Source organism: Pseudoalteromonas sp. NZS100 (assembly GCF_015864815.1).
GTDB classification, from domain to species: Bacteria; Pseudomonadota; Gammaproteobacteria; order Enterobacterales; family Alteromonadaceae; genus Pseudoalteromonas; species Pseudoalteromonas distincta.
The window spans coordinates 1-13,843 of record NZ_JADYWM010000016.1; the positions used below are offsets into that span (position 1 = coordinate 1).

Sequence of the window (13,843 nt, forward strand, 5' to 3'; positions counted from 1 at the left end):
ATTGCTTTATATTGTTAAAGAACGTTTTGAGTCGCTTTAGCGTCTCAAGGGATGCGAATAATACACCCTTTATTTTTTGAGTCAATACTTTGTTTTAAATTTTCTTTTGGAAGATTTAAAACCGAAGTTTTATTTAACTCTGTGAGTAGTTCGTGCCTTGCTATGCTTCGGCGTTTCCCGTCTCAGTGGGGTCGCATTATAGGGAGATCCGAAAACAGATCAACCCCTTTTTTGAAGAAAACTTTAAATAATGTGCTGTTCGCTGAGTATTTGAGCTAAACGCTCAAAAACACAACTAAACCACCTGTATTGAGAGGTTTATAGAGCTATTTAAAGTCAAAGTTATGGTAACTAGTGATCAGTAGAGACATATTTGGATCATCAATGCTGAAAAAGCCAACCAATAAGTTAAGAGTCGTGTTACTAAAATCATTTGAAATAGTCAAAAGCTGAGATTTAAATTCATTGGGCTATATTTTTATTTGAGAAGTGAGTTTACTAAGGCCCCAATGGTTAGCTTTACTATGAGGTTCTTAGTACCGGTATATAGATAAGAGAGCGACCCTTATATCTTCTGATCAGCTCTAATCAATAAAAACTTCGTTAGGGATTGCTTAATGGCAGTTAAATTCGAAGTGCTATTATTAATAACTGTAAATCACTATATAAAATAAAAATGCTCTTTAACTAAAACCGGATAGGCTATTTTGGATCGATGGTAAGTAAAGGGTAACTAGGCAGGGCTATTAAAATAACTGTAAAAACAACCTATCGATTCAGAATCTATGAGTCGATGCACATAATAGAAGGTAATTACTGGTTCATATAGTTTGACAAATTTTAGGCAAGAAAAAGCCGAGCATAAGCTCGGCTTTTAGGTTTCTTTAAGACTTACTCTGCAGACTGTGCGTCTTCTTGAACTGCTTCGCTAGTCGCTGGGCGACCAACTAGTTCAATATAAGCCATTGGTGCATTATCACCAGTACGGAAGCCACACTTAAGAATACGAGTGTAACCACCTGGACGATCCGCGTTACGTGGACCGATTTCACTGAATAATTTACCAACAACTTCATTATCACGCGTGCGAGCAAACGCTAAACGGCGATTTGCTACACTGTCAGTCTTAGCCAGTGTGATTAAAGGTTCAATTACACGACGTAACTCTTTCGCTTTTGGCAAAGTAGTTTTGATGATTTCATGTTTCACCAAAGAACCTGCCATATTGCTAAACATCGCTTTACGATGGCTACTGTTACGGTTTAATTGACGACCACTCTTACGATGGCGCATGACCCTATCCTTCTAACTAAACTAATATAGTGATTTAGATTATTCAGCTAAGCTTGCAGGTGGCCAATTTTCTAGGCGCATGCCTAGAGAAAGTCCACGTGAAGCTAGCACGTCTTTAATTTCAGTTAGAGACTTCTTACCTAAATTAGGCGTTTTAAGAAGCTCAACTTCAGTGCGCTGAACTAAATCACCGATATATTGAATTTGCTCGGCTTTCAAACAATTTGCTGAGCGTACTGTTAATTCAAGATCATCAACTGGACGAAGTAGAATAGGATCGAATTCTGGCTTCTCTTCTTTCTCTTCTGGCTCAGTTACATCACGTAAATCTACGAATGCATCTAATTGCTCAGCTAAGATAGTAGACGCACGGCGGATCGCTTCTTCTGGATCTAAAGTGCCGTTTGTTTCCATATCAATGATTAACTTGTCTAAATCTGTACGTTGCTCAACTCGAGCTGATTCAACCGAGTACGCAATACGTTCAACTGGGCTAAATGATGCATCAAGCAACAATCTACCAATTGGACGCTCATCGTCATCAGAGGATAAACGACTAGATGCCGGCACATAACCACGACCACGTTCAACACGAATACGCATGCTGATCTCGCTGTTATTTGTAGTTAAATTACAAATAACGTGATCTGGATTAGCAATTGTTACATCGCCATCGTGCTGAATATCAGCCGCAGTAACAGGGCCTACACCAGATTTAGTCAGGGTCAGAAAAACTTCATCTTTGCCTTCTAACGTTACTGCTAAACCTTTAAGGTTTAATAGTATTTCAATGATGTCTTCTTGAACGCCTTCTTTCGCGCTGTACTCATGTAATACACCGTCGATTTCAACTTCAGTTACTGCACATCCAGGCATAGATGAAAGTAATATACGGCGTAAAGCATTACCCAGAGTATGGCCAAAGCCACGCTCTAATGGTTCTAAAACTATTTTAGAACGCGTTGGGTTGATAGCGTCGATGTCGACTAACCTTGGTTTTAGAAATTCTGTAACAGAACCCTGCATTTTATCCTCTCTTAACTCTTAACTTTACTTAGAGTAAAGTTCGACGATTAGTTGTTCATTAATGTCCGCAGACAGGTCTGAACGCTCAGGTAGACGCTTAAAGCTGCCTTCCAATTTCTTACCGTCAACTTCAACCCAAGTCGGCTTTTCACGTTGCTCAGCCAACTCTAGAGCAGCGATGATACGTGCTTGCGTCTTAGACTTCTCACGGATTACAACAGTATCTTCTGGAGTAATTACGTATGAAGGAATGTTCACAACACGACCATTAACTAAAATCGCTTTATGGCTTACTAACTGACGTGCTTCTGCACGTGTGCTAGCAAAACCCATGCGATATACAACATTGTCTAAACGTTGCTCTAAAAGCTGTAACAAGTTTTCACCTGTGTTGCCTTTAAGGCGAGCAGCTTCTTTGTAGTAGTTACGGAATTGCTTTTCTAATACACCGTAGATACGACGTACTTTTTGCTTTTCACGTAATTGTAAACCGTAATCAGATAAGCGACCTTTACGAGCGCCGTGCTGACCAGGTGCAGTCTCAAGTTTACACTTAGAGTCGATAGCTCTTACGCCGCTCTTAAGGAACAGGTCAGTACCTTCACGACGACTCAGCTTGAGCTTAGGGCCCAAATATCTTGCCATGTTATTTCTCCTAACCTATTGTTAAACGCGACGTTTCTTCGGTGGACGACAACCATTATGTGGTATTGGCGTCACGTCAGTAATGTTGGTAATACGGTAACCAGCAGCATTCAAAGCACGTACAGCAGATTCACGACCTGGACCTGGACCTTTAATGAAAACTTCTAGATTTTTTAAACCGTATTCTTGAGCAGCAGTACCTGCACGCTCTGCAGCAACCTGAGCAGCAAATGGTGTAGATTTACGTGAACCACGGAAACCTGAACCACCGGCAGTAGCCCATGATAGTGCATTACCTTGACGGTCGGTAATCGTTACAATAGTGTTGTTGAAAGACGCATGAACATGAGCCATACCATCAGCAACTTGTTTTTTAACCTTTTTACGACGAATTGGTGTCTTAGCCATAATACTATCCCCTTATCGCTTAATAGGCTTACGAGGACCCTTACGGGTGCGCGCGTTAGTCTTAGTTCTTTGACCACGTAATGGTAAAGAGCGACGGTGACGTAGGCCACGATAACAACCAAGGTCCATTAGGCGCTTGATATTTAAAGTAACTTCACGACGAAGATCACCTTCAACAGTGTACTTGCCAACTGCATCACGCAGTACGTCAAGAATTTCGTCTGAAAGTTCACCGATTTTTGTGGTTTCGGCGATACCAGTCGCTTCTAAGATAGCCTTAGAGCGAGTCTTACCTATGCCATAAATAGCTGTTAAACCAATAACTGCATGTTTATGATCAGGGACGTTAATGCCAGCAATACGGGCCACTAACACATCTCCTATATTCGAATTTGGTAATCAAAAGTTTGAAAAGCCCGTAAGGATACTCAAACGAAGACCAAATCACTACTAAAAACACAGGCCGAGAAAACTCAGCCTGCACGACTGTTTACTTAGCCTTGCCTTTGCTTATGCTTAGGCTCACTGCAAATTACGCGTACTACACCAGCACGTTTAATAACTTTACAGTTACGGCATATTTTCTTAACGGAAGCACGTACTTTCATTGCTCAACTCCGTAAACTGACCTTATCGACCGTAGCCTTTAAGGTTCGCTTTTTTCAGCACAGAATCATACTGATGAGACATCAGGTGAGTCTGTACTTGTGCCATAAAGTCCATGATTACTACAACGATAATCAAAACTGATGTACCGCCGAAGTAGAATGGCGTTTGCCACGCCATCGTCATGAATTCAGGCACCAGACAGATAAAGGTTATATACAAAGCACCTGCCAATGTCAGGCGTGTCATCACTTTATCAATGTATTTAGATGTCTGCTCACCTGGACGAATACCTGGGATAAATGCGCCAGATTTCTTAAGGTTATCTGCTGTTTCACGTGGGTTAAAAACCAACGCTGTGTAGAAAAAGCAGAAGAAGATAATAGCCGCAGCTAAAACAAGCGAGTACAACGGTTGACCTGGAGTCAACGTAGTAGCAACAGCTTGTAATACATCAGCGACTGGACCTTCACCTTGGCCGAACCAGCTAGCAATTGTACCAGGGAACAGAATTATACTGCTAGCGAAGATTGGTGGAATAACACCCGCCATATTTACTTTTAGTGGTAAATGCGTGCTTTGGGCAGCAAATACTTGACGACCTTGTTGGCGTTTAGCGTAGTTAACAACAATACGACGTTGTCCACGTTCGAAAAACACTACAAGATAAGTAACAGCGAATACGATTACCGCAACCATCAACAGTACAAAAACATTCAAATCACCTTGGCGCGCCATTTCGACTGTCGAACCAATAGCAGACGGCAAGTTAGCTACAATACCAACAAATATTAGAACAGAGATACCGTTACCGATACCACGCTCTGTTATTTGTTCACCCAACCACATAAGGAACATAGTACCAGTAACTAAACTCACCACAGCGGTGAAATAGAAACCCATACCAGGGTTAACAACTAACCCCTCCATCATGCCCGGTAAGCTAGTAGCAATACCGATTGATTGAATAGTAGCTAGCACAAGCGTGCCATAGCGTGTGTACTGGCTAATTTTTTTACGCCCTTGCTCACCTTCTTTCTTAAGCTCTATAAACGGAGGATACATATGCGTTAATAGTTGCGTAATAATCGAAGCCGAGATATACGGCATAATACCCAGTGCTAACACTGAAGCTCGCTCAAGTGCACCACCACTGAACATGTTGAACATTTCAACAATGGTGCCCTTTTGTTGCTCGAAGAAATCGGCAAGTACAGCGGCGTCAATCCCAGGGATCGGCACAAATGAACCTAGACGGTAAATTATGATAGCACCCAATACGAAGAGTAATCGGCGCTTCAATTCCGAAAGTCCACCTTGTGCACTTTTTGTATCTTGACCTGGTTTAGCCATTAGTACTTCCTTAGTCTTCTACCTTGCCTCCGGCAGCTTCAATAGCTTCGCGAGCACCTTTAGAGGCTTTAAGGCCTTTAACGGTAACAGCGCGTGAAACTTCGCCAGATTTAACAACTTTAACGAAAAGAACGTTCTTTTTAACTAGACCAGCTGCTTGTAACGCGCTTAGGTCTACCACATCGCCTTCAACTTTAGCGATTTCAAAAAGGTTTATTTCTGCAGATACTAAAGATTTGCGAGAAGTAAAACCAAATTTAGGTAGACGACGTTGCATAGGCATTTGACCGCCTTCAAAACCAACGCGTACTTTGCCGCCAGAACGTGATTTTTGACCTTTGTGACCACGACCACCAGTCTTACCTAGACCAGAACCGATACCACGACCAACACGTTTTGGAGCAGTTTTTGAACCTGCAGCAGGTGAAAGTGTATTCAAATGCATCGAATTAACCCTCTACCTTAACCATGTAAGAAACCTTGTTTATCATACCACGTACACATGCTGTGTCTTCTAACTCAACAGTGTGGTTGATACGACGTAAACCAAGACCGCGTAATGTAGCTTTATGTTTCGGTAAACGACCGATAGAGCTTTTTACTTGTGTTACTTTTACAGTTTGATTTGCCATGGTTACCCCAGTATTTCGTCTACGCGAAGGCCACGTTTTGCAGCGATTGACTGTGGAGAATTCATATTCTCAAGAGCCGAAATCGTTGCACGTACTACGTTGATTGGGTTAGTAGAACCGTAACATTTAGAAAGTACGTTCTGAACACCAGTCACTTCTAGTACTGCACGCATAGCACCACCTGCGATGATACCAGTACCTTCAGAGGCTGGTTTCATGAACACTAGTGAGCCAGCATGACGTCCCTTAACAGGATGCTGTAATGTATTGCCATTTAGGTCTACATTGATCATGTTGCGACGTGCTTTTTCCATTGCTTTTTGAATAGCAGCTGGAACTTCACGTGCTTTACCATAACCAAAACCTACTTTACCTGCGCCGTCACCAACTACAGTTAGTGCAGTAAAGCTAAAGATACGACCACCTTTAACTACTTTAGACACACGGTTCACCGCGATTAGCTTTTCAGCTAGATCAGGCTGTTGTTGCTTTGCTTCTACGTTAGCCATAGTCTACTCCTAGAATTGCAAACCGGCTTCACGCGCAGCATCAGCTAGCGCCTTCACACGGCCGTGATATTTAAAGCCACTGCGATCAAAAGCAATCTTTTCGATGCCTTTGTCAGCCGCACGTTCAGCAACCGCTTTGCCAACTGCTTGCGCAGCTTCAACGTTACCGGTGCCTTTAACTGTTTCGCTAATAGCCTTTTCAACAGTAGAAGCAGCAGCCAGTACATTACCCTCAGCATTTACAACTTGAGCGTATATGTGACGTGGCGTGCGGTGGATAACAAGACGCGTTGTGCCTTGTTCAATATAATTTCTACGAGTGCGTTTAGCACGACGTAGACGAGCTGTTTTTTTATCCATCGTCTTACCTTACTTCTTCTTAGCCTCTTTACGGCGTACATTCTCATCTGAATAACGAACACCCTTACCTTTATAAGGCTCAGGTTTACGGTATGCACGAATGTTAGCAGCTGTTTGACCAACTAACTGCTTGTCTACGCCCTTAACTAGAACTTCTGTTTGGCTTGGAGTTTCAATCGTAATTCCTTCAGGAACTGCGAAATTAACTGGGTGTGAGAAGCCAAGAGTTAAATCTAATGTTTTACCCTTCGCTGCAGCACGGTAACCCACGCCTACTAACTGAAGTTTCTTCTCGTAACCTTCATGCGTACCAACAACCATGTTGTTGATTAGAGCGCGAGCAGTACCTGCTTGAGCCCATGCATTAGCTACGCCATCACGAGGTAAAGTAGTAATAACGTTGTCATTAACTTGTACTTCAACAGCGTTGTTGATTGTACGAGTAAGTTCACCGTTTTTGCCTTTAACTGTGATTTCCTGGCCTTTTAATGTAACTTCTACACCGGCAGGAACAGTAATTGGTGCCTTTGCTATGCGAGACATAGTTCCCCTCCGATTAAGCTACAAAACCAATGATTTCACCACCAACACCAGCACTACGTGCTGCGCGGTCTGTCATTAGGCCTTTAGAAGTTGATACGATAGCGATACCAAGACCACCCATTACCTTAGGTAATTGGTCACGTTTCTTATAGATACGTAAACCAGGGCGACTTACACGCTGGATATTTTCAATTACAGCTTTGCCTTCGAAGTACTTCAACTCGATAGAAAGCTCAGGTTTAGTTTCGCCGTTAACAGCGAAATCTACGATATAACCTTCGTCTTTTAGTACTTTAGCTAATGCTACTTTCAGCTTTGAAGTTGGCATCGTTACAGATACTTTCTTCGCTGATTGACCGTTACGAATTCGTGTGAACAAATCCGCGATAGGATCTTGCAAGCTCATAGTCTTACTCCCATGATTCTATTACCAGCTAGCCTTTTTAAGGCCAGGAATTTCACCGCGCATAGCTGCTTCGCGAACTTTAATACGGCTCATGCCGAATTTGCGAAGGAAACCATGTGGGCGGCCCGTAATGTTACAACGATTACGTTGACGTGCAGGGCTAGAATCACGTGGTAAAGCTTGTAGCTTAAGTACCGCGTCCCAACGATCATCTTCAGATGTGTTAACATCACTGATGATAGCTTTTAGTGCAGCGCGCTTTTCAGCGTACTGAGCAACTAGTTTTGTGCGCTTTGCTTCGCGCGCTTTCATAGAATTCTTTGCCATAACCCTACCCTTATTTCTTAAATGGGAAGTTAAACGCTTCTAACAACGCACGGCCTTCCTCATCAGATTTCGCAGAAGTAGTGATAGTAATATCCATACCGCGTACACGGTCTACTTTATCGTAATCGATTTCTGGGAAGATGATTTGTTCACGTACGCCCATGCTGTAGTTGCCACGTCCATCAAAAGACTTTGCACTTACGCCACGGAAGTCACGAATACGTGGGATAGCGATTGATACCAAACGCTCAAAAAAGTCCCACATACGCTCGCCGCGTAGGGTTACTTTACAACCAATCGGGTAGCCTTCACGCACTTTAAAGCCAGCAACAGATTTGCGTGCTTTAGTGATTAAAGGTTTCTGACCAGAGATTGCTGCTAGATCCGCTACTGCGTTATCTAAAATCTTCTTGTCAGCTAGGGCTTCGCCCACGCCCATATTCAATGTGATCTTTTCGATCTGAGGGACTTGCATGACAGAGCTGAAACCAAACTTCTCTTGAAGCTCAGCAACTACTTTGTCTTTATATACTTCATGCAGTTTCGCCATCATTCTACTCCAACTATTAGATAGTTTTACCAGTAGATTTAAAGATACGTAATTTCTTACCATCTTCAATCTTGAAACCTACACGATCAGCTTTACTCGTTTCCGAGTTGAAGATCGCAACGTTTGATGCATCCATAGATGCTTCTTTCTCAACAATGCCGCCAGCTTGGTTCAATTGTGGAACCGGCTTTTGGTGTTTCTTGATCAAGTTTATGCCTTCGACAAAGATTCGACCAGATTCAGTAACAACTGAAAGCACTTTTCCGCGCTTACCTTTGTCTTTACCTGCTAGTACGATTACTTCGTCATCACGACGTATTTTTGCTGCCATGATTGGCTCCTTACAGTACTTCTGGGGCTAGTGAAACGATTTTCATGAACTTATCATTACGAAGTTCGCGAGTCACAGGGCCGAAAATACGTGTACCAATTGGCTGTAAGTTATCATTTAAGATAACAGCAGCGTTGCTGTCAAAACGGATCAGAGAACCATCTGGACGGCGAACACCTTTTCTGGTACGCACAACTACCGCGTTTTTAACATCACCTTTCTTCACTTTACCGCGAGGAATAGCTTCTTTTACAGAAACTTTAATGATGTCGCCAATCGCTGCGTAGCGACGGTGAGAACCACCAAGGACTTTTATACACTGCACTTTGCGAGCGCCGCTGTTATCAGCAACTTCCAGCTGAGTTTGCATTTGGATCATGTTAATGACCTCCGGTGTAGTAATTACAACGTGTCTTAAATTTGTTTAAAATCAAGACATTTCGATTAAATCCCACTCAAAAACAAACGAGTTGTCTCTTAAGGGCGGGCAATTGTACCAGCATTGAGGGGGTAGCGATAGGTTATTTTTTAATTAATTTGGAGTGATGGGAAATTAAAGCTGAGTAATTCCGGCTATGTAGCTATTTTACAGGTGGTTACAAAACAAACAAGGCACCTGTAATGTGCCTTGTTTGTTTAAAGTGTAATAAATTAACCAAATAAACCTTTTAATTTATCTTTAATTTTATCTTTTGCTTTGTCTTTGGCTTTTTCTTTTGCCTCATCGACCTTCTGCTTAGCTTCATCTTTGAGCGCATCACCAACATCTAGCTTTATACCTACATCGTGGAAAGGCCCTTTTATACGTAGTGGTATTTTAAAGCCAGTGCTGTCATCGGTAGTTCCCTGACCTTCGATAGATCCAACTATACCTGTAACCAAACGATAGTTGACCGTTGTTTGCGGTAAATCAACGTCGCCTTCACCTGATATTCTAATAAGTGGGCTGATAAGTGATAGGTCGGTATTTTTGCCAACGCCATTAGTAAAGTTAAAACTTCCAGTTAATGCTGAAAAATCTGTTTGCTCAGATTCTTCAAATCCGGTATCAAGCCCTTCAGATGCAGCACCAAAGTTACCTGAAATGAGTTCCTTACCTTTACGAACCATCTCAGCTATATTTGCACCTTTTACAGCTCCATCAGCAAACTCAAATCCAAGCTTTCCATTAAGCGCACCAATAAACGACTTTTGACTTTGGCCAGTTGTGTTTAGGTTCCAATTTAAAGACCCCTTACCCATTAGCTTGTCAAAACCTGCCGCATCCGTTAATAAAGGCTGTGCATCTATTCCAGCTAAGTCAAAGTTAGTTGATATTTTATAAGGTACTTGCTGTGCGTTTACATTGATAACGCCTTTACCTGACCCTTCATAAGCAGAAAAGCTATCTAGGCTTAGTTTTGCAACGCTATTTTTTAAAGCAACAGTAAATTGATTTGCGCCTAATTTAATATCATTTGCTTTTAATCCACTTGAACGAATCACTACATTTGCATCTAGTGAATTTAATGCACTTAAATCAATCTTAGTGTCATCCCATACTATTGGCTCTGCAGGTTTATCTTCTTGTTCTTCTGGCTCTTCTTGTTTTGCCACTGCTTCAGGTAGATACGGGTTTAAGTCAAGCATACCTAAATCAATATCAGCATTTACTGCTAAACGCTTACCTAGGTTAAGCTCGCTCTTACCTTTTATTTCTAATGCGTCTAACGTCGCAACTAAATCTTCTAAATTAAATTTCTCACCTAGTAGGTGCATTTTACCGTTTACACTAAATCCGTTAAAAGCATTGTCTTTAGCGTCTAGCTCTACACCTTGCCATTTCGCAATACTTTTAACAGACTCACCGCTTAGTGCTAACTGACCTTTAATATCTTGACCTTGCTTAGCTATGCTCCCTTCGAACGTTAAATCAACTAAACGAGAATCTAAGGTTTGTTTAACATTAAAAGTAGCACCTTCAATTGCTTTAGCAGGAGTATCTAATTTTATATCAAGATCAAAACGCTCTTGCATATAAGTAATACCCCCTTTTACTTCTAATGTTTTACGAAGTGAAGGAAGTAAAATAGCGAGTTCTAAATCGCTAATTTGTTGTTTGGCACCTGTTTGACCATCTAGATAAGTGAATGTGCCGCCATAAATAGCAACCTCACCTAACTCAATATCAAAGTTATCTGGAAGCTTTATCGCTTCACCTGGTTGGCTCTGCTCTTTTGGTTGCTCTGCAACTGCATCAAACAACTGCCAATTGGCTTTACCATTTTTGTCGGTTTCTAATAGGATATTTGGTTCGTTTATAACAAACTTATCTAATTTAAACTCACCACCAAATAATGAAAACCAAGGTATGTGTACAGCAAGCTGTTTCATACTCGCCATATCGGCGCGCGAACCTGATTCCATATTTGCAAAATGCACGTCGTTAAGTTCTAACTTTAATGCAGGGAATACGCTAAGTGTTTTATCACCTTTAATGGTAAGAGTGCGCCCAGTTGTTTGTTCTACCTGCTGCGACACTTTGTTAAAAATAGTATCAGTAGGGATTAAAAACGGTGCGGCAACAATTAGTGCTATACATAGTAAAAGTATTACACCTACAATTTTAAGTAAGGTTTTCATGATCGTCCTTTCAAACGTGCAAATAATGTTCTTATCATAGCGAGTGTTAGCCTTAAAATCATTGTCGTTCTGATAAAAAAGCTTTTTATTAGATATTACATTCTTATCCTGAATCGCCCCTGAAACATTTTGATACCTTTAGGTTACAAATAAGTATTGACCCAATGAAACCTTAAGGTTACATTGATACCTACAGGTTACATATTGTAAAAATTTTAAAAGGAAATGAGCTATGTCTAATTACGATATTAAAAGTGAAGAAAAATTTATGGGCCAAAATGCATGGTTTTCATTATTCATGGGGGTCACTTTATTAATCATTAGTGTTTACCCAATGCTTAATCAAACATCAGCCCCACTATTGTTTTTAGGAACTGCTGCTTTTTTAGGTTCATTCTTTATGTTTGTGATCAGAGGCGGGTTTACATGGAGAATGAAATACCACCTTACATATAAAGATGAGTATTTAAATACCATCGACACTATTGCCTATAAACATGTCGTGCTTGGCTTACTTTTTAGTATGGGTGGCGTGTACTTACTCTCCGATACTCTTGCTTTAGAAGTATCTCACAGCATGATGGCTACATTTTACCTTGCTGTAATGAGTTTAATATACGGCGTATCAATTCTTTGGCAAAGCAAAGATTAGGAGCAAAAGTGCAAAATAAAATTGCAAAATACCGCAAAGAAGCAGGCCTTTCTCAACAAGACTTGGCTGATCTAATTGCGGTTTCACGTAAGACTATTAGTACAGTAGAAACGGCACGATTTACCCCTTCGGTAATAATTGCTCTAAAAATAGCAAAGCATTTTAATACCTCAGTTGAAAGTCTCTTTGTACTAGATAAAAATGATTGATACATGTTAAAACGTTGGTCTCATTCTATTAGCAAAAACGCCGATTTAGCTACTTCAATTACAACGTATGGAGGACAGCGCTGTTGTTATTAGCGTAATTGCGCTAAAATAGACCAGCAAAAAAATATATATCTAAACCGGAGATTCTACAAGGCATGAAAAAACTGCTAATTTCACCGTCAAAAATGACGCTAGGCGAACAAGAAAATCAAATCTATCAGAACATTCTGAAGCAATCTTCAGAATTAAGCCTTAACCTTATGGCCGTGAAAGTAGAAAACCACCCTGATGATTTTTTACCTTGGTGTTACGAATTGCTAAGTGCAAGCAGAGATCGTATGAACTACGATTTACTAGAGCCGCAGCAATTACCAGTACTTAAAAAGCTACACGATCAGCTTATTTCAGCTATCAGCTTTTTACAGGTTAAAACTTTACGTATTGCTCCGTGGCCTGTAGTAAGTGTATTTGTAGAACAACACAAAGACGTTATTGCTCTTGATGAACAGCTTCGCTTAGTAGACTACATTAAAAGCATTCGTGAACAATCTCTTAAAGATATGATTCCTGAAGACTTACTTGCGTTTAGCGGTAAGCACATGGCATCACTTGATCCAAGCACATACAACTTTGACGTTGAATGGTTTGCATCAACAAAAAGTGCGAAGAGCTTTCATCAAATGCTTGGCGATTTACCAGGTGCCTTTGACGATGCACTAGTAAATATTCCACTTGAAGGTGACATTACTCAATACGAATATCAACAATTTATTGCTGCTTATTCAAAAATATTCACCGACAATAATGAAAAACCAACACTTGCGCCTGCAACACGACTGCTTGCAATGCGTCGCCCTGATATATTTACTCCGATCACAAACAATCGATTAGATGCATTATGCGGTGCCCTTGGTGTTTCTAAACTAAAAAATAGTGATTTTGAGCGTTACTGGCAAGATATTGTAAAAGGTATTCAAGCTATGTCATGGTACAAAATGGCTAAACCTAGTAATGAGTTAGAAGAACAATTAGTTGCTATTAAAGCACTAATCCCATGTTTCTTTCACTATGCTGATGCAAAAACACCAGATAACTCTAACTACATCAAACTGTTAAGTAAGCCTAAACGAACTACAACTACGACAGGTAAAACTCAGCGTAGAGGTAAAGAGTCTGCAGAAATTTTAGTAGACCGCGCACTTGCTGCTGACGATATTCCTGAGCACATTCGCAGTAAGCGCGATTCAATTGTGAGTGAAGTTCAAAAAGGTCGTAGTGTAAACGAAACAATTAGCCTTATGCGCACTATATTTGGCTAAAAACTTCTAATTTAGCCGTACTTTTATGGTGCGGCTAGGTTAATTTATGCAC

The 13,843-nt window shown here is 40.9% G+C and carries 21 protein-coding genes; 3 read left to right on the forward strand and 18 right to left on the reverse strand.

All coding sequences use genetic code 11. The features are described 5' to 3' along the window. Positions 1–891: 891 nt before the first annotated feature. The 18 genes from rplQ to I6E69_RS15220 all read right to left on the reverse strand — a co-directional run bounded on the left by rplQ (position 892) and on the right by I6E69_RS15220 (position 11,611). Positions 892–1,293 (reverse strand): 50S ribosomal protein L17, encoded by a 402-nt coding sequence (rplQ, locus tag I6E69_RS15135; protein ID WP_002959450.1) that lies wholly within the window; start codon positions 1,291–1,293, stop codon positions 892–894. Between the two features lie 39 nt (positions 1,294–1,332). Then, complete coding sequence (gene rpoA / locus I6E69_RS15140; protein ID WP_002959452.1) at positions 1,333–2,319, reverse strand: DNA-directed RNA polymerase subunit alpha; 987 nt, start codon at positions 2,317–2,319, stop codon at positions 1,333–1,335. Positions 2,320–2,343: 24 nt separating this feature from the next. Continuing rightward, complete coding sequence (gene rpsD, locus I6E69_RS15145; protein ID WP_002959461.1) at positions 2,344–2,964, reverse strand: 30S ribosomal protein S4; 621 nt, start codon at positions 2,962–2,964, stop codon at positions 2,344–2,346. A 21-nt stretch (positions 2,965–2,985) separates the two neighbouring features. Further along, positions 2,986–3,372: a 30S ribosomal protein S11 gene (gene rpsK / locus I6E69_RS15150; protein WP_002959471.1), complete on the reverse strand. Its 387-nt coding sequence runs from the start codon at positions 3,370–3,372 to the stop codon at positions 2,986–2,988. Between the two features lie 12 nt (positions 3,373–3,384). Next, positions 3,385–3,741: a 30S ribosomal protein S13 gene (gene rpsM, locus I6E69_RS15155; protein WP_002959473.1), complete on the reverse strand. Its 357-nt coding sequence runs from the start codon at positions 3,739–3,741 to the stop codon at positions 3,385–3,387. Positions 3,742–3,866: 125 nt separating this feature from the next. Then, positions 3,867–3,980 (reverse strand): 50S ribosomal protein L36, encoded by a 114-nt coding sequence (gene rpmJ / locus I6E69_RS15160; RefSeq protein WP_002959476.1) that lies wholly within the window; start codon positions 3,978–3,980, stop codon positions 3,867–3,869. 22 nt (positions 3,981–4,002) lie between these two features. Beyond that, the gene (secY, locus tag I6E69_RS15165) at positions 4,003–5,331 is read right to left on the reverse strand and encodes a preprotein translocase subunit SecY (protein WP_002959478.1); all 1,329 of its coding nucleotides are present in this window, start codon (positions 5,329–5,331) and stop codon (positions 4,003–4,005) included. A gap of 10 nt (positions 5,332–5,341) precedes the next feature. Further along, the gene (gene rplO / locus I6E69_RS15170) at positions 5,342–5,776 is read right to left on the reverse strand and encodes a 50S ribosomal protein L15 (RefSeq protein ID WP_002959480.1); all 435 of its coding nucleotides are present in this window, start codon (positions 5,774–5,776) and stop codon (positions 5,342–5,344) included. Between the two features lie 4 nt (positions 5,777–5,780). Continuing rightward, positions 5,781–5,963: a 50S ribosomal protein L30 gene (rpmD, locus tag I6E69_RS15175; protein ID WP_002959482.1), complete on the reverse strand. Its 183-nt coding sequence runs from the start codon at positions 5,961–5,963 to the stop codon at positions 5,781–5,783. Positions 5,964–5,965: 2 nt separating this feature from the next. After that, positions 5,966–6,472, reverse strand: a complete 507-nt coding sequence (rpsE, locus tag I6E69_RS15180; RefSeq protein ID WP_002959485.1) for a 30S ribosomal protein S5 — start codon at positions 6,470–6,472, stop codon at positions 5,966–5,968. Positions 6,473–6,481: 9 nt separating this feature from the next. Beyond that, positions 6,482–6,832: a 50S ribosomal protein L18 gene (rplR, locus tag I6E69_RS15185; protein WP_002959486.1), complete on the reverse strand. Its 351-nt coding sequence runs from the start codon at positions 6,830–6,832 to the stop codon at positions 6,482–6,484. A 9-nt stretch (positions 6,833–6,841) separates the two neighbouring features. Next, positions 6,842–7,375 carry a 50S ribosomal protein L6 gene (gene rplF, locus I6E69_RS15190; protein WP_002959488.1) on the reverse strand — a complete coding sequence of 178 codons (534 nt, stop codon included), beginning with the start codon at positions 7,373–7,375 and terminating at the stop codon, positions 6,842–6,844. 13 nt (positions 7,376–7,388) lie between these two features. Further along, on the reverse strand, positions 7,389–7,781 hold the full coding sequence (rpsH, locus tag I6E69_RS15195; RefSeq protein WP_002959491.1) for a 30S ribosomal protein S8: 393 nt from the start codon (positions 7,779–7,781) through the stop codon (positions 7,389–7,391). Positions 7,782–7,802: 21 nt separating this feature from the next. Next, entirely contained in the window at positions 7,803–8,108 is a 306-nt protein-coding gene (gene rpsN / locus I6E69_RS15200) for a 30S ribosomal protein S14 (protein WP_006794245.1), read from the reverse strand. A gap of 10 nt (positions 8,109–8,118) precedes the next feature. Next, on the reverse strand, positions 8,119–8,658 hold the full coding sequence (gene rplE / locus I6E69_RS15205; protein ID WP_010554915.1) for a 50S ribosomal protein L5: 540 nt from the start codon (positions 8,656–8,658) through the stop codon (positions 8,119–8,121). Between the two features lie 16 nt (positions 8,659–8,674). After that, positions 8,675–8,989 (reverse strand): 50S ribosomal protein L24, encoded by a 315-nt coding sequence (gene rplX / locus I6E69_RS15210; protein WP_002959496.1) that lies wholly within the window; start codon positions 8,987–8,989, stop codon positions 8,675–8,677. A gap of 10 nt (positions 8,990–8,999) precedes the next feature. Beyond that, the gene (gene rplN, locus I6E69_RS15215; RefSeq protein WP_002959498.1) at positions 9,000–9,368 is read right to left on the reverse strand and encodes a 50S ribosomal protein L14; all 369 of its coding nucleotides are present in this window, start codon (positions 9,366–9,368) and stop codon (positions 9,000–9,002) included. Between the two features lie 272 nt (positions 9,369–9,640). After that, the gene (locus I6E69_RS15220) at positions 9,641–11,611 is read right to left on the reverse strand and encodes an AsmA family protein (protein ID WP_197121590.1); all 1,971 of its coding nucleotides are present in this window, start codon (positions 11,609–11,611) and stop codon (positions 9,641–9,643) included. Positions 11,612–11,843: 232 nt separating this feature from the next. Between I6E69_RS15220 and I6E69_RS15225 the strand changes: the two genes are divergently transcribed. The 3 genes from I6E69_RS15225 to I6E69_RS15235 all read left to right on the forward strand — a co-directional run bounded on the left by I6E69_RS15225 (position 11,844) and on the right by I6E69_RS15235 (position 13,791). Further along, the gene (locus I6E69_RS15225) at positions 11,844–12,263 is read left to right on the forward strand and encodes a hypothetical protein (protein WP_002959502.1); all 420 of its coding nucleotides are present in this window, start codon (positions 11,844–11,846) and stop codon (positions 12,261–12,263) included. A gap of 8 nt (positions 12,264–12,271) precedes the next feature. Continuing rightward, positions 12,272–12,472, forward strand: a complete 201-nt coding sequence (locus I6E69_RS15230) for a helix-turn-helix transcriptional regulator (protein WP_002959505.1) — start codon at positions 12,272–12,274, stop codon at positions 12,470–12,472. 155 nt (positions 12,473–12,627) lie between these two features. Beyond that, the gene (locus I6E69_RS15235) at positions 12,628–13,791 is read left to right on the forward strand and encodes a hypothetical protein (RefSeq protein WP_197121591.1); all 1,164 of its coding nucleotides are present in this window, start codon (positions 12,628–12,630) and stop codon (positions 13,789–13,791) included. Positions 13,792–13,843 lie beyond the last annotated feature (52 nt).